Source organism: Paenibacillus litoralis (assembly GCF_046244365.1).
GTDB lineage: Bacteria > Bacillota > Bacilli > Paenibacillales > NBRC-103111 > Paenibacillus_V.
The window spans coordinates 5,591,554-5,608,345 of record NZ_CP176395.1; the positions used below are offsets into that span (position 1 = coordinate 5,591,554).

Annotated in this window: 15 protein-coding genes; 4 read left to right on the plus strand and 11 right to left on the minus strand. The window is 52.7% G+C overall.

From position 1 onward, the window contains the following. Positions 1-75 precede the first annotated feature (75 nt). The 8 genes from ACKGJP_RS23730 to ACKGJP_RS23765 form a co-directional block, all read right to left on the minus strand. Positions 76-1,677 (minus strand): extracellular solute-binding protein, encoded by a 1,602-nt coding sequence (locus tag ACKGJP_RS23730; protein ID WP_409341268.1) that lies wholly within the window; start codon positions 1,675-1,677, stop codon positions 76-78. Positions 1,678-1,735: 58 nt separating this feature from the next. Next, complete coding sequence (locus ACKGJP_RS23735; protein ID WP_409341269.1) at positions 1,736-2,602, minus strand: carbohydrate ABC transporter permease; 867 nt, start codon at positions 2,600-2,602, stop codon at positions 1,736-1,738. Next, positions 2,602-3,531 (minus strand): ABC transporter permease, encoded by a 930-nt coding sequence (locus tag ACKGJP_RS23740; protein ID WP_409347241.1) that lies wholly within the window; start codon positions 3,529-3,531, stop codon positions 2,602-2,604. Before ACKGJP_RS23740 ends, ACKGJP_RS23735 begins: the two co-directional genes overlap by 1 nt. 378 nt (positions 3,532-3,909) lie before the next feature. Then, positions 3,910-6,195, minus strand: coding sequence for a helix-turn-helix domain-containing protein (locus ACKGJP_RS23745; protein ID WP_409347242.1), 2,286 nt, complete (start codon positions 6,193-6,195; stop codon positions 3,910-3,912). A 209-nt stretch (positions 6,196-6,404) separates the two neighbouring features. Then, positions 6,405-6,695: a late competence development ComFB family protein gene (locus tag ACKGJP_RS23750; RefSeq protein ID WP_409341270.1), complete on the minus strand. Its 291-nt coding sequence runs from the start codon at positions 6,693-6,695 to the stop codon at positions 6,405-6,407. A gap of 34 nt (positions 6,696-6,729) precedes the next feature. After that, complete coding sequence (locus ACKGJP_RS23755) at positions 6,730-7,125, minus strand: DUF3397 domain-containing protein (protein ID WP_409341271.1); 396 nt, start codon at positions 7,123-7,125, stop codon at positions 6,730-6,732. Between the two features lie 27 nt (positions 7,126-7,152). Next, positions 7,153-8,145 carry a ketopantoate reductase family protein gene (locus ACKGJP_RS23760; RefSeq protein ID WP_409341272.1) on the minus strand — a complete coding sequence of 331 codons (993 nt, stop codon included), beginning with the start codon at positions 8,143-8,145 and terminating at the stop codon, positions 7,153-7,155. A gap of 182 nt (positions 8,146-8,327) precedes the next feature. Beyond that, positions 8,328-8,975, minus strand: a complete 648-nt coding sequence (locus tag ACKGJP_RS23765) for an RsfA family transcriptional regulator (protein ID WP_409341273.1) — start codon at positions 8,973-8,975, stop codon at positions 8,328-8,330. Positions 8,976-9,309: 334 nt separating this feature from the next. Here ACKGJP_RS23765 and ACKGJP_RS23770 point away from each other — a divergent pair, with 334 nt between their 5' ends. Beyond that, on the plus strand, positions 9,310-9,540 hold the full coding sequence (locus tag ACKGJP_RS23770) for a DUF2626 family protein (RefSeq protein ID WP_409341274.1): 231 nt from the start codon (positions 9,310-9,312) through the stop codon (positions 9,538-9,540). Between the two features lie 69 nt (positions 9,541-9,609). On the opposite strand, the gene ACKGJP_RS23775 is transcribed toward ACKGJP_RS23770, so the two are convergent. Then, positions 9,610-10,764 carry a class I SAM-dependent methyltransferase gene (locus ACKGJP_RS23775; RefSeq protein WP_409341275.1) on the minus strand — a complete coding sequence of 385 codons (1,155 nt, stop codon included), beginning with the start codon at positions 10,762-10,764 and terminating at the stop codon, positions 9,610-9,612. 131 nt (positions 10,765-10,895) lie between these two features. Between ACKGJP_RS23775 and ACKGJP_RS23780 the strand changes: the two genes are divergently transcribed. Beyond that, a complete protein-coding gene (locus ACKGJP_RS23780; RefSeq protein ID WP_409341276.1) occupies positions 10,896-11,903 on the plus strand; it encodes a hypothetical protein in 1,008 nt (335 codons plus the stop codon). 153 nt (positions 11,904-12,056) lie between these two features. Continuing rightward, a complete protein-coding gene (locus tag ACKGJP_RS23785) occupies positions 12,057-13,142 on the plus strand; it encodes a hypothetical protein (protein ID WP_409341277.1) in 1,086 nt (361 codons plus the stop codon). Positions 13,143-13,263: 121 nt separating this feature from the next. On the opposite strand, the gene ACKGJP_RS23790 is transcribed toward ACKGJP_RS23785, so the two are convergent. Beyond that, on the minus strand, positions 13,264-14,622 hold the full coding sequence (locus ACKGJP_RS23790) for an extracellular solute-binding protein (protein ID WP_409341278.1): 1,359 nt from the start codon (positions 14,620-14,622) through the stop codon (positions 13,264-13,266). A gap of 193 nt (positions 14,623-14,815) precedes the next feature. Here ACKGJP_RS23790 and ACKGJP_RS23795 point away from each other — a divergent pair, with 193 nt between their 5' ends. Beyond that, complete coding sequence (locus ACKGJP_RS23795) at positions 14,816-15,301, plus strand: hypothetical protein (protein WP_409341279.1); 486 nt, start codon at positions 14,816-14,818, stop codon at positions 15,299-15,301. A gap of 116 nt (positions 15,302-15,417) precedes the next feature. Here the strand turns inward: ACKGJP_RS23795 and ACKGJP_RS23800 are convergent, their stop codons facing one another. Then, complete coding sequence (locus tag ACKGJP_RS23800) at positions 15,418-16,749, minus strand: PhoH family protein (protein WP_409341280.1); 1,332 nt, start codon at positions 16,747-16,749, stop codon at positions 15,418-15,420. Positions 16,750-16,792: the final 43 nt, after the last annotated feature.

Sequence of the window (16,792 nt, forward strand, 5' to 3'; positions counted from 1 at the left end):
GCGTTTCCGTAACCCTTCATTCATTGCAGCGCTTAATAGGGATACTCCCTTCGACGCTTTGCATAGGTCAATCCATTACTTCCAGTTGCCTTGAACATTTGCGGCTTTCAAGGCGTCGTTCACTTCCTTGATCATTTGCGCTCCGCCTTTGTCCTTCCATTCCTTGACAAGCTTATCCCAATCGGAGATCGGACGCTGTCCGTAAATCATTTTCGTTTGCTCTTCGTACATGTATTTCCACAGATCCACTTCTTTGGACAACCTCGTTTCGGAGAATACGGCATTGACCGGATTGAAATAGTGCTTCGTATCCACGTGCAGTTTTTCGAATTTGGCGGCTACATCGGCAAGCACAGGCACTTTGTACGTTTTGGAGTAAGCGTTCGCGTCGTCGCTCGGCGCCCATGGTACGGCAAGCGGCATGTAGTCCTGCGGCTTCAAGCCTTTTTCGCCGCTTTCTTTCTTGACAGTGCCGTTCTCGACCTTGTAGCCTTGGCCGTCGTTGCCCGTGATCCAGTCGAAGTCTTTGTTCGTCGCGTTCTGCTGGTTGATCGGGTAAAACTTGCGGCTGTAATCCAGCATTTCGAGAATGCGCTGCAGCTTCTCCGGCTCTTTGGCCAGTTTCGCATTAAGCAGCGTAATACCCGAGAAGCCTTGGTGCGCGGTGAAGCCCTGCGACCCGTCCGGTGCTTTGAAAGGCGGAATCGGCTCCAGCTTGGCGCCAGGGGCGACGTCCGCAAGACCTTGCGCATACGTTTCGTTCATCCCGCGCGGCGTGCCGATGAAAATGCCCGCTTTGCCGCCGTAAAACTCCTTGTTCGTCTGTCCCCAGTTCATAACCGCGAAGTCCGGCGTTGCGGCGCCTTGCTTGTAAAGATCGGCCATCCAAGTAATCAGCTCTTTGCGCGGCTCGGTAATGATGCCCGGCACGTAGTTGCCCTCGGTGTCCTTGTGGTACCATGCCAGGAAGTCCCAGTACGCGCCCATCGAGAACGGCGGGTTGATGTTTTGCGACATCGCAAGGCCGTACGTATCGTTTTTGCCGTTTTTGTCCGGGTCTTTCGTCGTAAAGGCGATTGCAACTTGCTTCAGCTCTTCGTAGTTGGTCGGCATTTTCAGCCCCAGATTGTCGAGCCAATCTTGGCGGATCATCGGCGTCAGCTGGTAGTTAAGTGGGAAGTAGGCCGGAAGACCATACATTTTGCCGTCGATGGACACCGACTTGCGGACGTTATCCGGAATGAGCTTGAACGAATCGTATTTATCTAGATAGTCGTTCAGCGGGAGGAACGCACCTTGCTTCGCCCATTTGAAATATTGCGAATCCTGATGATTTTCGAGCGTAATGATGTCGGGCAGATCGCCGGATGCGACGGTTGCGCTCAATTTCTGCAAATAGTCGGTGACGACTACGATTTGCGGCTTATATTCGATGTTGAATTTCTGGTTGATCATGTCGATTCCTCGTCCATTGGATGGAGGAACGGACCCGGCGTAACGGAAGTCCAGCGTCGTGACGGTATATTTCTTCGGAGCTTCGCTCGGTTTGGCGCTAGCCGCTGTGCCACCGCCGCTTGGGGACGGCGATGATTTTTCGTTGGAGCTCGAGCCGCAAGCGGCGACGCTAAGCGACAAAGCTGCGATAGCGGCAGCGGATGCGATTTTTTTAATCTTCATGTGTAAACCCCTCCGTGTGATGGTCATTTCATCGAATTTGAATCGTATGCATTCTACGTTACCCTTTTACAGAGCCCAGCATCACCCCTTTCGCGAAATGCTTTTGCAGAAACGGGTACAGCACCAGAATCGGAACCGTCGCCAGCAAAATGGCAGCCATCTGAATCGTCTCTGCGGGAGGAGCGAACTCCGTCGCCATTTCCAAGCTTGCCTGCGGCTCGCCTACGACGACGATCTGCCTAAGTACGACCTGAATGGGCCAATCCGCGGAATTGTTCAAATAAAGCAGCCCGGTAAAATAGTTGTTCCAATGCGCCACCGCGTAGAACAAGCCGAATGCGGCCAGCGACGGTTTGGACAGCGGCAAAATGATTTTCCAGAACACCTTCAAATCGTTCGCCCCGTCGATCACGGCCGCTTCCGTAATTTCGGAAGGAATGCTCAGGAAAAACTGGCGCATCACGATAAGATAGTAAGGGCTGATCGCCGCAGGTAGAATGAGCGACCATATCGAGTTAATGAGTCCGGTCTCTTTAACGACCAAGTAGGTCGGAATCATGCCCGCCGTAAACAAAAGCGTAAAGACGACGAAAAACATTATCGTCCGCTGAGCGAACACGGGACGAGACAGCATATAGGCCAGCGATGCCGTAAACAGCAGGTTGACGAGCGTCCCGATCACCGTAATCTCGATCGTTACGCCGATGGATCGGACAAACGGCTTGGAATTCAGAATATATTCGTAGGCCGTTGTCACCCAAGTTTTGGGGAAAAGCATAAACTCGCTCTGCAAAAACTCCTTATACGTCGAGAACGATATCGTAAACACGTACAGGAACGGGAACATCATCGCAGCGCCGATTACGGCAAGCAGGAGGTAGTTGACGCCGTTGAACAAGTAGCTGGAAGCCGATTTCCGGTTCATTAGAACATACCCTCCTCGCCGAAGCGTTTCGCCAGATAGTTGGCGCCCGTTACGAGCACCAGACCGACGAGCCCCTTAAACAGCCCTACCGCGGTAGCGAAGCTGTAATCCGATTGCTGCACGCCCTTTACATAAACGTAAGTATCGAGCACATCCCCGACTTCCTTCGTAAACGGATTCAGCATCAAATAAATTTGCTCGAAACCGACGTCCATGACGTTGCCGAGGCGTAAAATAAGCAGGATGACGATCGTGCTGCGAATCGCCGGTAGCGTAATGTGCCAAATTTGCCGCCATCTGCCGGCACCATCGACGATAGCCGCCTCATAAAGCTGAGGATTTACACCGGCCAGCGCCGCCAAGAAGATGATCGTTCCCCAGCCCGCTTCCTTCCAAATCACCTGCGCGATCAGCAGCGGCTTGAAATAGGCCGGATCCGTCAGAAATGGTATCGCTTTCATCCCGAACGTATCCTTCAAGAAATGGTTGACGAGACCGTCTCCCTTCAGAAAAACCACGCAAATGCCGACAACGACGACCCAAGACAAAAAGTGCGGCAAATAAATAACCGATTGCACGAACCTTTTGAACAGCTGGTTCCGTACTTCGTTCAACATAAGCGCAAGCAAGATCGGAGCCGGAAAAGCAAACACGATCTGCAGGAACGAAATGTTAAACGTATTCCAGAGCACCCTCAGCACTTCTTTATTTTCGAAAATCGTCTGAAAATGCTTGAAGCCTACCCACGGGCTGCTAAAAATCCCTTGAAACGGGCTGAAGTCGTTAAAGGCAATGACCAGTCCCGCCATGGGAATGTATTTATAGACGAGAAAATATAACAATCCCGGCAAGCCGATAAGCAGTAAATAGCGATCCTTCCATAGCTTGGTTAACAGCTTGCCGCGAGCTTTTGCCGGCTGGGTCTGCAAGCGTTCCGCTGTGCCAATCCCCGATGTCGTATCCAAAAAGAAGCAGCCCCTTTCCCTGATGTTGGTTTCGTTTACGCATGCCTATTTGGTTCTGTCCGTGCGTCTTTTTTTCCTAATGCGTTCTGTGTGTGACCTTCCCTTCAATATTCTGTACTCTTCAGCTTGTTCTTGTCCTCGTTCGACTGTTCTTGAAAGCTATGCAGGCCGTCTGGCGAAACCGCCTGTAATCAACATAGCCGTATCCCGCTTTAAGGGCAATTATCACTTCCCGCTTGCTCGAGCATATAAAGATAAAAGCTTTGCACCAAAAGAAAAAAGCCCCCCGAAGCATGCGGGGAGCGGATTTATAGCGGCAAGTCACAGTCGTCGGTCTTCCGTTCAGTCCTCATGGTGTCGGAATTGCTTGCGGTATTGGCCTGGCGGCATATCCGTCACTTGCTTGAAAATGCGCGTAAAGTTTTGCACCGTCGTGTACCGGAGCCGTTCGGCGATATCCTTGATCGGCATCTCGGTATGCGCCAGCCATTCCTTGGCTTTGTCCATCCGGTAGTCGATCAAATAATCGCCGAACGCAAAGCCCGTCTCTTCTTTAAAAATCCGGCTGAGCTGGGAAGTCGAAACGCGGATCGTATCGGCCACCTGCTGCAGCGACAGGTCCGATTCGAAATGCTCGTGAATGTAGAAAAGCGCCTGCTGCACGAGCTTTTTGTTTTTGGGCACATTCGCATCCTGAAGCGCTTGAACGACGGCAGGAAAGACGGTCTGCTCCAGCCACTCCTTCACTTCGTTAAGCGATTTCATCCCGTATAGCTGCTTGTAGGTGTCCCTATCGAACCATTCGCGCGGTTCCTTGCCCCATTCTTGAAGCAAATAATCGAGCTCGCCGAGCAAATAAGCGAATAACCCCAGGACGGTTTCGGAATTGTGCACGTAATGCGGCACGACTTGAATCATTTGCTCCAGCTGATTGTTGGCCTCGGCCAGATCGCCCTTGGCCAGCGCCGTGACGATCTGCTTCTGCCCGCGCAGCAAGGACGAGCTGGATTGCCGGATCGAAGGCTCGATCGCGTTGCGCGATATGGTGACGTCATGCCCCATCAGAAGCCGGTAGCCGAGCAGCTCCAGCCCTTCCTGATAGGCTTCGCCGATACCGTTGTAGCCCTTTTGCCCATTGCTGACGGCGACGGTAACGGTAAATTGGAAATAGTGACGTACCTTCGCGCGAAATTCGTTCGCCAGCGCAGACAGCGCCTGATCGGATTGCTCGTTCGTTTTCTCGACGCCGACGATAACCACGACCTGGCCGGGCAGCGGTGCCGCCGTCAAGCAGGAGAACGATTCCTCGGCGATTTCCTCGACCATTTTGCGTAGGGCGTAGAGCATCAGCGATCGGTCGTTTTCTTGATAATGCTGCTTGAACACGCCGTATTCGTCCACATCGACCAGGCATACGTAGAAAGAAGCGCCCCTGAGCGGCACGCCGTATTGCTCCATCTTGCCGCGAAAATCCGCGTCGTTCATTTCGCCGCGCAGCAACTGCTGAACGAACGACTCCTTCCAATAAGGCATCCGCTCGCTTAGCTCGGTACGCAAATGATCGTTCGCTTTGGCCATATGCTGAATAATCGAATCCAGCTCCTCCAGCCCGTCCCGAAAGCTCTGTCCGGGCTTGCGGTCGCCGGCGAACTTTTGCAGGAGCCGCTGAATCGGATTGTACAGCTGACTGGAGCCGATTAAGGAAAACAATACCCACAGCAGCGTAAGCAGCCCGACCAGGCTCCACGTCACGTACTTGATGTTGTCCGATTTCCGGGACAGCTCCTTGGTAGGCGTCATCGCGATATACGTCCAGTTGTTTAAGGCGGACTTCTGCGAAGTGAGATTATAGCTGACGCCGTCCAGCGTGAACTCGTCCGTAAACGACTCGGGATTTTGCCAGAACCGGTACAATTCCGAGGAAGTCGTCAGCTTGGAGCCCAGCTCCCGCTTGTCCTGGCTCATGACGATCGTCCCTTTGTCGTCGATGACGAGAAGCTTCCTCTCCTCGCCAAGCTGCGCCTGATTGAACAGCTCGATGAGCCGCTCCGTCTGGACGTGGATGACCAGCACGCCGTCGGGGGATTCGACGCTGAAGGTCGGCACCGGACGAACGATCAGCAGCTCGTTCAAGCCCTGATCCTGGTTCGGCGGGATGACCGCAGCCGCATTATATTTGTATCCCGTGCGTTTCACCAGCTCGTTGTACGCAAAATCCGACTGGTTGATATAGCCTTCGCGGGTGGAATACACTTTTTTGAATTTGTTGTAGATGAGGGAGATATCCAGATTGATATCCGAATACGTCCGCAGCTTCTGCACCGTATCGATCGCCGCGAACGTTTGACCGAGGTCTGTCGTTACCGGCCCGATCTCGACGGACTTTTCAATGACGATATTGCTTGCAAGCTGCAGCGAAGCGCTTTCGAGCTTCTTCAGAAAATCGTTGATTTGGTACTGGAATTGACGCAAAATAATTTGATGGTTATGATCCACCTCTTCTTGCACGATTTTCGCGGTACTGAATGTGGAGAACGTACCCAGCACAAGCAGCGGCACGATGCTCAGCAAAAACATGTACGCGAAAAGTTTTCTTTTAAATGAGGCTTGCTTCATCCATGGTAACATTTGCAACCGTTCCAACCCTCCTTCTATACGGATCGGTCAGACATAGCGCGCGCCAGACAAGAACGAATCTATCATAACATACTCCGTTCGAATCAAACAGCGAACTTCGGGGAAGACCGCCGGATTCGCAGCCCGACGCTGAAACGAGTATCTTTCCACACAAAAAACGCCCTGTCTCAAGGAGACAAGGCGTTGTTCGATTCCCCTTATTAGGCGTTCGTTTCCTTCTGGAATACGGATTGCCGCGCGTGCGAGGTTACCTTCTCGATCGCATGCGACAGCTCGCGGTAAACGTCGGTTTCGACCTGCGCCCGCAGCTGGGTTTTGGCGAACACCTCGCCCTTGTCGGTCGACACGTATTTAGGCGGAAGGCTGTTGAGCGCGATCGCCATGACATCGTTTTGCGATTTCTCGTCCAAAGCGCTCGCCTGCCCGCCGGCGGCGATAAGATCCCTCAAACAGTTTCTTACGATCTCTTCCATCATGTTGTGTACGCTCATTGGCGGCTCCTCCTCGTTGTTTGGTTGAATTAGCCTAAGTCATCGTCATATAACGAGCGATTCCGATCAGAAGCAGTACGAAATATAATAGCGATAACACGAAAAAACCGAGCCGTGACAACATTTTCAGCAGCTTCACGACGTTTACTTGACCGTACTTGCGGTTCTGCTCCCTGCCGATCCAGGCTGCAGCCAAAAGAAACAGCAGGATGACGAACCAGTAAAGCAGCGACGAGCCGAATACATTCGCCGTCATGATGGATAGAGTCGCTAACAGCAGAACGAACGTGACATCCATGGATACGCGCGTCGACTGCTTCTTGTCTTTGGTCACGCCGAAGGTGACGAACCAAACGCCGAAAAACGTGACGAACGGCACGATCGCAATCGCTGCCACAATATGCCGAAAAACAACGACGATCGCATCCATCCGCATCGGCCCCCTGATCTTCTTTCTCTATCTCTCTTTGACCACCGAACGTTCCCTGGCTTTCACCAAAGCATATATGGTGCGATTAACCGGCAGCTCAAGCTTGTGCTTGGCGGCCTCCCTCAGCAGACTCCCGGTAATCCAATCGATTTCCGTCGTTCTGCCCGCCTCGAGATCCTGCAGCATAGAGGAGCGGTTTAAGGCCGTCTTCCCGCAAACGGCAAGCAGCTCGTTTTTCAGTTCATCCGTTTCGAACCCCAAGCCCTTGGTCCTCGCGACTTCGCAGCCTTCCGCCAACAGCCCGTCCATCAGCTCCATGCTTTCCGGCATTTGCGGAAGCTTGCCGTTCGTCACGCCGAGCAGCGCGGTCAGCGGGTTGATTACCGCGTTTACCAGCAATTTTTGCCAGACGAATCTATCCATGTTGTTCGACAAAAACGTCTCGAATCCTGCCGAAACGAACATTTCCCGCAAATTATTTTCAATTTCGTCAAAAGAGGCGCCGGCGTTCGCGTCCTTATCTGCAGCAGCCGTCGCACCTGAGCGAGGGAACGCTTTGCCGATTCGCGTAACGCCTCTTCCCGTATGGCAGACACGGTTGAGACCGTCTTTCCTGGCCCCTTCCGTCGTCACCGCCAAATAAATGCGGTCGGGCGCTACCTCTTGCGCAAGCCGCTCTACGTGCCCGACGCCATTCTGCATGCATAACAGCCTTGTCCGGGCTCCCATCCGGTTAGCGAGCCAACGAGCGAGGCCAGCCGTTACATGTTTCTGTTTCACGGCAAGCAGCAGCCAATCCGCCTCGGCCTCGGCAGCCGGAGCCTCGAGCTCCCGGTAGCGGTCCGCCTTAACCGTACTTAGAACCGATTGCCGCCCCTCGACGAGCTCAAGTCCCTCCGCGTTCAAGCGGTCCGCCTGCTCACCGGTGCGGGTTACTAGCGTGACGGCGGCTCCGGCAGCCGAAAGCCGCCCTGCGTAGAGCATGCCGATCGAGCCGGAACCGACACAAACGACTCGCATATTCGCGTCACTCCTTCCTTTTGCTTCACTATACCATGCTGAGGGTAAAGCCCAAACCCCTATCTCTCGGCTCCCATCCCCATTTCGTCTAAACTTCGGAGGAGCAAGCCTATGAATCGTTCCGGGCAGTAAAAAAGACCCCTTGCAGGTCCATATCCGAACCCCGGGATCTTCTGTGCTTGCTATTCGATTCGTTCGAGATTGCCGTTGGCATCCATTTTGAAGCGGGCTTTGCTCTCCTCGTCTTCTTCCACGAGAAACGCCAGCTTGCGGGCCCGGTCCATGATCTGAATCAACGCTTTATAGTCGTCGTTCACGACCCGATAATCGGTTTCTACCTCATTGACTTGCTTGCTTAATCTTTCATTTTCGAGACGCAGTCTATCTAGCTCCTCCTGCGTATCCTGCAATTCCTTCTCCATATGCCGGCTTTGGCGCGTCATATCCTGATAGGCGTTCTTCCAGTGGCGCAAATAGCGAATGACCGCATCGATCGAAATCGAATCCTCGGAAGCCATCTCGCTGCGCGGAATGCCCACTTCCAGCTCCACCGTCGATACCGTCGCCAGTCCGGGCAGGACGGACGAGTGTTTTTTCATCTGATTGCGTTTTTGTCTTTGCGCTTTGGCGATTTGAATCGCCGCCTCGTATTTTTTGCGAACGCAGCTGTTCCAGCGAAACCCGCAAGCGGCCGCCGTCCGTCCGATTCTTTCGCCAACTTCCTCGAATGCGGACAATTGCGTGCTTCCCTCGCGGATATGTCGCAGCGTCACCTCAGCCAATATTAGATCGTCCTCTTCACTCCATGCATCTTGTCGAATCGCCGACATCCCAATACCTCCCAACAAAATACTCGTTATCTCTTCATGGATTAAAATCGCAAAAGTTTCGGCAGCCTATACGCCAAGCCCATTCGCAGCCGTTACTTATTTTTATGCCCATAATAGAGTTCATAGAATCTATTTCATACTAAATGGTATTGCCATTTTTTTGCGCCCTCATACATGATTTCAAGTTAAAAAGGTTACACTAGCTTTAAAGCGGAACGCCAACCTTCGAACAAAGTTTTCGATTTCGTCACCGATTAACGGTTTACACTCCGAAAGGCAATATGTATAATGGAGGAAGCGTAAAGCGACCGTCGTACAGAGAGGGGGATTTCGAGTGTCACGCATGTTTCGCGTACTTGGCTTTTGGGCGCTTGTGATCGGCATGATGGCTGTTGCCGGCGGCATGATCCCGATGGCCTTAATATTTTTCTTCCAAGCAGCCTTATTTGTTATGCTCGGCTACATGAACTTATCTGAGCGTACCTACATAGTGATGTTCTGGGGGTACATGCTTTTGTCGTTTACCGGTTTTACTTACTGGTCATTCTTCCACATGAGCATCTAACGGACAACAATAAAAGGCGATCTTCCGGACAAGCCGGAGGGTCGCCTTTTTTATGGTGATGTCGAAGTCTTACGCGGTCCCGGGATCACCTTCCGCTTTCTGCTGAATCAGCACCTTGAACAGCTCGCTCATCTGATCGCTCAGCAGCAGCTGCCGAACGGCCCGGTTTCGTCTTGCTTCCGGTCCGAACGGATCGGTCGAGCGGTGCTCCTGCAGCAGCTCGAGAATGCCCGCTTCCAGCAAAAACTGCTTCTGCGTCATCAGCTTCCAGCTAGTAAGCCCCGCTTCTTCGCCGGCGCGGATGCACGCGCTGAAATTGACGTGCGCAGTCATATCCTGTTCGCCGGTAAATCGGTAAGGATCGTCATGCGCACGGTGTTCCTTGTAGCAGACGAGCGTTCCGTTCATCCGGTGCCGGGCATACAGCTCCTCCGCCACGTCACCGTAGTCGATCGTCATCAGCACGCCTTCTCCAAGCGTTTCGGCCATCCGCTTCATCCAGCGGGGAGCGTCCAAATTGATTTCGGCTGTTTGTCCGTCAGCAAGCCGAATCCCTTCCTTCGCCAAATAGGCAAGCACGTCATCGTTGTCGCAAGGGATTTCCCGTTCGCAGAAAGACGCCTTCTCTTCGTCCCAGCCTACGAATAGCTCCATTATGACTTGCCCGCCGCGCCGAATGCGATGAACGGCGAACGCATCGAGCAGTTCGTTGGAAATGACCGCCGTTCGATACGTACGATCTTGCGCCGCTATCGTCAGCCATTCGTCCGGCTCCATGATCCTGACCCGCTCGGCATGCGAAGCAAGTGTTGTCATGAGCAGCTCCGCATGGTAGCCGCTGCGTTCGACCGCTATGTAAGAAAGGCGTTCATAGAAATCCGGATAGCTTAGCTGAAGCTCGTCCAGCAGCTGCAAAGCCAGCTGGCCGGTTCCCGCCCCCCATTCGGCGATCCGGATCGGCCCCTCGCTCCACCGATTTCCCATAAGCCGAATTAGGGAACGCCCGACCATCGCTCCAAAAATGCCTCCGACGGCGGAACTTGTATAGAAATCGCCCGTTTTGCCGATTTTCGGCTTCCTGCTGCCCGAATAATAACCGAATGCCGGGTGATACAGGCAGTACTCCATATATTCGCGAAACGGTATCGCTCCTTGCGGTCGTTCGGCAATCAGATCCTTGATATATACGACCAACGGGTTCTTATGTTCCCCTGCTTCGCCCATGATGAATCCCCTCTCGAATAGCTTAGGCTCTATCCTTAAATGTACCACTTTGACTACAGACAAAAAAGGGCGAAAACGATATAATGTAAGAATCGAAATCACCCAGTAACGTTTGCAAAGGAGCATTTGCCTTGACTCGTACGACCCGCAGCAAGCTGAAACCGTTCGTTCTTGCGGCACTCGTCGCCCTCACGGGAGCGTTCGCTGCCGGATGCAGCGACGACAACGGAGAAGCGTTAAAGAAAACCGTTCTCGACTCTTTGAACAAACAAGCGGACATGAAATCGCACTCGTTCTCCGGAACGGCCGATTTGAACATCGGCGCGCTGCCCCAATCGGCCGATGCGAATCCTGTAGCATCCAGTCTTCTCTCCATGTTCCAGAACAGCAAGCTGGAATGGAACGGAGCCGCTACGACCGAGCCCGTTCGACTGGAGGCAACCGTCAAATCGACGCAAGCCGGCTCAGCAAACGCGCTTGAGCTGCCGCTGCTGCTCAAGGACAACAAGCTGTATGTCAATCTCCCTCTGATCAATAAGAAGGACGAATTTTTTCAGATCGATCTTGCCCAGCTCAGCGCAATGAGCGGTCAAAATAACGCTTTGTCGGCGGAAAGCTTCAAGCAAGCCACGCAAACGGCTTCCGGAATCGGCAGCGTCCTCATCTCGGATCTCAAACCGAAATGGTTCGCAGAGGATAAAGAGCCCGCCGCTTTCCAGGATGGAGCCAAAGGAACGCTTATCCGGATCGACATTACCGACAAGAACAAAAAAGAAGTAACGGACGCCATGCGCGCCAAGCTGCCGGAGATGATCGACAAACTGGCAGCGGGCGGCTTCGTCGCTAAAGGGCAGGCCGACAAGCTCAAGGAAGACGCAAAGACGATATCCGTGGAAACGCCCGGCAAGCTGACCTTTGCGATCGATGAACAGGGCTTCGCGCGCGAGCAGCAAATCGAAATTGCCTACACGCAAGCAGGCAAGGACGGCCTGCCTGTCAAACGTCATCTGAACCTGCACCTGAAAGCGGAAGGCATTAACAAGGAACCGAAATTCGTCAAGGAAGTCCCTACCCAGGTCAAGCCGTTTGAGGACGTGCTGCGATTATTGTTCGGCGCGGGCAAAGCCCCCCAAAAGTGACGCAGCGCTTTTACAGGTTATCCGGTTACTTTTTGGGCCTATCTTAGACCTTCATCCCTTGCTTCCTGCATATCCGAATTGCGGGAAGCATTTTTTGTGAGCTTGTACGATACGATTAGTAGTAGGATTTTTTTAGGAAGGAGGAACAGCTATATGAGCAAGCTGCTCCGCGTAGCGGCAGCGCTGCTGCTTTTCGGTACATTTGCGCTATTTGCGCGCTCGCAAAGCTTAGCCGAGCCTTCGCTTGAAGAAACTCGCAAGCTCCTGCAAAAAAGCTTGACGATTTATGAAATCGATCAGGAAATCGACCGGCTTACCCAGCAGGAAAAAGGCATTGCGCTCCAATTATCCGATACGAGCGAACAGATCGGCAAGCAGGACGCACAGGTCGGCGAAACGCGCCAGCATGCCGGCAAAGTGCTGCGGGCCTATTATATGGGTGAACGGGATTCACTATGGATGCTCATGTTTTCCGCCAGGTCGTTCTCCGATGCCATTGCCGTTTACGAGTATTTGAGCATGATCGTCGAGAATGACCATAAATCGCTCACCACCTATCAGGAAGCGTACGCCAAGCTCAAAAAGCTTCATGGCGAGCTGGAAACGACTCAATCCGAGCTTCGGAAGGTAAAGGACGAATTTATCGCCCAGCGCGAGAAAGCGGTAGCCCTGCAGAAGGAATTAGACGAACAAATCGCCGCCGTACCGGCAGCCCAAATGCAGGAGGTACGCAATCAAATCGAGGACTTTACGAAGGAATGGAAGGAAAAAGGCGTTCCGCTGTTCCGGACATACTTGTCGGCGATCTCCGAATCGATGCAGAGCTTGCCTGAGCTGCTAACCGGCGAGAATGCCTCCAAATATTTAAAAGGCACCACGTTTACGATTACGGACGCGGAATTAACCGAATTTTTCCGTTCGAAGAACAAGATGTTCGATAATTTGACCTTCCGGTTCGCGAACGGATCGTTTATCGTAAACGGCGTCGAGAAAGAGATTAAAGTAGGCTTAAAGGGCCATTATACGGTTGAAAACGACCCTGTCAACAAGCTGCAGTTTCATGTCAGCGAATTGACCTATAACGACTTTACGCTGCCGGAAACGTCCAACCGGGCGCTCGAGCAGGAATTCGACCTTGGCTTTACGCCAAGCAAATATGTGAAGCAGATTCAAGTTTCCAGCGTAAGCACGGATGACGGGAAACTAACGATAGCGCTAAAAATTTCGCTTAAGTTTTAGACGGACTTCTTCTCTCTCCTACCAGGCTACTCCCATAAAAAAGGACAGCGAGCAATCGCTGTCCTTTTGGTATTCGGTACCCTTACTATGCAAAAGCTCAAAATCTTCTGTATCCGGCGGTTTACGGTGAGGGTGAAACCGATTCGGTTTTCTTCGCAGCCGTCCAAAGCTTCGAAGCTTTCTCGGCAAACGACTTCGGATCCTGCTCGCCCTTATACAACTTGCTCATTTCATTTTGCAAAGCGCTCAGCTTCTTGCCTGCCTCCATATCGACCGGATGCACCTTGCCTTGATCGAAAATCAGCCACTTGTAGGAGTTGAAATGCTCATCCGACCGAATCGGCGCGAGGTTATACGCGATGATTTGCGCCGGAAGCACCTTCGCTTCCGCCCAAAGCTTGTTGCCGGCATCCGCCGTCGTCATTTCCTTGATCCAATCGATCGCCGCCTTCGGATTTGCGGATCGGGACGAAATGCTAAAGCTTCTTCCTTTGAGCCACACGCCCCCGTCGTTCGTTTGGGGAGCGTTCTGCGGCAGCGCGGCGATCGACAGATCGGATTTCGCTTGCTGCTTGAAGGCGGAAACCGTCGTGACCATGGCGGCCATTTTTCCTTTGGACAGCAGGTCCCAAGGGTTCAACTGGGCGGAAAGCGGCGGGAAGTTTTTGGCAAATTGCTTGGCGTTCCAGCCCTCCTCTTGCGGTACGAAAAACGACTCCAGCGCTTTGAGCGACTGCGCTTCGTTCAGTTTCATCGTCAGCTGCTTGCTGTCCGGCCAAGCTCCGCCCAGTGCTATGAACAAGGCGATCAAATCGTTCGGCTCCGTTAAATCCGTATAAACGCCATAGCTTCCTTCGTCCGGCTTCAGCAGCTTTTTGTTCCAAGCGATCAGCTCAGCGGCCGTTGCCGGCGGCTCGGTCCCGAGCTTGGCCTCGGCGGCCGTTTTTTTGTTCCAGGCCATGATGTACGGATCGACGTCCTTGGGAATGCCCCATATGTATCCATTCCACTTCATCTGATTCATCAGCAGCGGAATCACTTGCGCTTGCTGCTCCGTCGTGAAGTATTCGTCAACCGGCAGCAAATATCCCAAAGCCGCAAGCTCGTTTACCCAAGCGTTGTCGAGCAGCATGATATCGGGCGCCTCGCCTAGCTGGCTTTGCTTTTTGAGCTGTACGAAAGCGTCGCGGGACGCTACGTTCTCCAGCTTCACGGAAATGCCCGGATGCGTATCCGCATATTGCGTACTCAGCTTTTGGAGTATCGTAAATTCGGCATCTTTCATAGAGACGACGGCACGCAGCGCATTCGCAGTTTTGCCTTTATCGCCTTCGGCCGCACCCTTTGCGCTTTTGGCGACGGCTCCTTCATCCGCGACCGTGCTCTTTTCCTGAATGGAGCCCGTGCATTGTGACAATAAGATGATCGATACGCCTAATATGGTAAAAAGAACGAGTAAGCTTCTTCTTTTGGTCAACATAAACGCTCCCTTTTTAACAACAGCTATGCAATCGCTTCCTCTACTATATCAAATCTTCCACTATCGCAACAAGCAAGACGCGCACATATTGTCGAATCGATTTGCATCGGCCTGCCGATTTTGTTACCGTAGTAGAAGAAACGGACGCAAGCGGCGCTTCTGATGAGCGCTATCGAAAGGGGGCATGCACGATATGAATAAAATAGGCTTGATGATGGATATGCCAGACGACAAGCAGCCCGGCTTCTATGCACAAATCGTCAAGGGGCTCGCAGGCAAGGCGGAGCTGTTCGACCGCGATAAAGAACTGCTGATCGTAAACGATGAAGCGGAACGCGATGCGGTTCTTGAAGTACTTAATCACTATAAAGTGCAAGCCGAGCAAATGACGCTTTTTTTGTTGCCTGCGGATGCCGAGCTTTACGATACGTTCTCCGACTACGGCTTCGAGAGCCGCTCGGAAAACAGTTACTTATACGGGAAGCTCGTCCATTTGTTCAGCTTCGATCCGCATTTCGGGGAGGGCGCAGAGCCTGCTCAAGCGCTGCTCCAATTCGACGAGCACTTGATCGCGCGATTTACGGAGAGTGGCACGGAATACTTCGCGGTAGACGCTCAACAGATCGAGCTGATGGCCGGCATTGCCAAAGCTTATAAATGCAGCATAAAACCTTTGTGAGCGAATCCTAATGCCTCCAACAAAAAACGGTAACCCGCATGAGCGAATCATGCGGGTTTTACGCCGTTTCGAACCTCTACGCAAAGCACAAGCGTAGCCTTGCTTCACAAGGAAGGCTATAGCAGATCTGCCGCAAGCTGAGCGAGACGGGAGCGTTCGCCGCGCTCAAGCGTAATATGCCCGCTGACCGATTCGCTCTTGAAGCGTTCCACCACATAAGTCAGTCCGTTGCTGGAAGCATCCAGATAAGGGTGATCGATTTGCTCCGGATCGCCCATAAGCACGATTTTACTGCCTTCCCCTACGCGGGATACGATCGTTTTCACCTCATGGCGGGATAAGTTTTGCGCCTCGTCGATGATTATGAATTGCCCCGGAATGGACCGCCCGCGAATATACGTAAGCGCCTCGACCTGTATGCTGCCCAGTCCTGCGAGCACCTTCTCGATATCGCCCGGCTTTTTGGTATCGAACAAAAACTCCAGGTTGTCATAAATCGGCTGCATCCACGGACGCAGCTTCTCTTCCTTCTCACCCGGCAAGTACCCGATGTCTTTCCCCATTGGAACGACCGGCCGTGCAATCAGAAGTTTTTTGTATTTATGCTCGTCTTCGATTTTGTAGAGACCGGCCGCAAGAGCAAGAAGCGTCTTGCCGGTTCCCGCTTTCCCCGTCATCGTAACGAGCGGAATTTCGTCGTTAAGCAGCAATTCAAGCGCCATCCGCTGCTGCGCGTTGCGGGCGGTTATTCCCCAAACCGCTTCATTGCTTAAATAGAGCGGCTCCAACTTGCGTCCATCCCCATTCACTTTAAGCAGCGCCGACTTGGACGTGCCCATTTCGTCCTTCAGAATGACAAACTCGTTCGGGCGCAGTTTGAAGCTTAACTGCAAACTATTTACGCTAAGAAATCGGAAGGAATAAAATTCGTCGATGACGGCCGGATGCACCCTTAGCGTAATGCAGCCCGTATACATATCGGTCGGGGACACGATCCGGTCATTCATATAGTCTTGTGCCGTTAACCCGAGCACATCCGCTTTAATCCTCACCAAGGTATCCTTGCTTACGAGCACGACGCCCTTCGGATCCGGCTTATCCTGTTCCTCCGTGTGGTAATTAAGCGCTACGGCCAAAATCCGGTTGTCGTTCGTAATTTCGCCGAAAACGTCCTGCATTTTGACGAAGCTGCGGTGATTCAATTCGACCTTGATCGTTCCCCCGTTCTCCAGAGCTACGCCGTCCTGCAGCCTGCCCTGTGCTCGAAAGCCGTCAAGCAGCCGTGAAACATATCTTGCATTCCGGCCGATTTCGTCGGCCAGCCGTTTTTTCGAATCGATTTCCTCGAGCACGATAGACGGGATGATTACTTCGTTCTCGCCGAATGCGAAGACGGCGTTCGGATCCTGGAGCAAAACGTTCGTGTCAAGTACGAAGATTTTATTCATGCAAGGTCCCCTCCCAAGATTGACTTTCGGCAGCGGAAATATA

Coding starts and splice junctions, on each gene's coding strand:
- ACKGJP_RS23730 (WP_409341268.1), bottom strand. CDS start 1,677: ATGAAGATTAAAAAAATCGCATCCGCTGCCGCTATCGCAGCTTTGTCG.
- ACKGJP_RS23735 (WP_409341269.1), bottom strand. CDS start 2,602: ATGAACCGGAAATCGGCTTCCAGCTACTTGTTCAACGGCGTCAACTAC.
- ACKGJP_RS23745 (WP_409347242.1), bottom strand. CDS start 6,195: ATGTTACCATGGATGAAGCAAGCCTCATTTAAAAGAAAACTTTTCGCG.
- ACKGJP_RS23750 (WP_409341270.1), bottom strand. CDS start 6,695: ATGAGCGTACACAACATGATGGAAGAGATCGTAAGAAACTGTTTGAGG.
- ACKGJP_RS23755 (WP_409341271.1), bottom strand. CDS start 7,125: ATGGATGCGATCGTCGTTGTTTTTCGGCATATTGTGGCAGCGATTGCG.
- ACKGJP_RS23760 (WP_409341272.1), bottom strand. CDS start 8,145: ATGCGAGTCGTTTGTGTCGGTTCCGGCTCGATCGGCATGCTCTACGCA.
- ACKGJP_RS23765 (WP_409341273.1), bottom strand. CDS start 8,975: ATGTCGGCGATTCGACAAGATGCATGGAGTGAAGAGGACGATCTAATA.
- ACKGJP_RS23775 (WP_409341275.1), bottom strand. CDS start 10,764: ATGGGCGAAGCAGGGGAACATAAGAACCCGTTGGTCGTATATATCAAG.
- ACKGJP_RS23785 (WP_409341277.1), top strand. CDS start 12,057: ATGAGCAAGCTGCTCCGCGTAGCGGCAGCGCTGCTGCTTTTCGGTACA.
- ACKGJP_RS23790 (WP_409341278.1), bottom strand. CDS start 14,622: ATGTTGACCAAAAGAAGAAGCTTACTCGTTCTTTTTACCATATTAGGC.
- ACKGJP_RS23795 (WP_409341279.1), top strand. CDS start 14,816: ATGAATAAAATAGGCTTGATGATGGATATGCCAGACGACAAGCAGCCC.
- ACKGJP_RS23800 (WP_409341280.1), bottom strand. CDS start 16,749: ATGAATAAAATCTTCGTACTTGACACGAACGTTTTGCTCCAGGATCCG.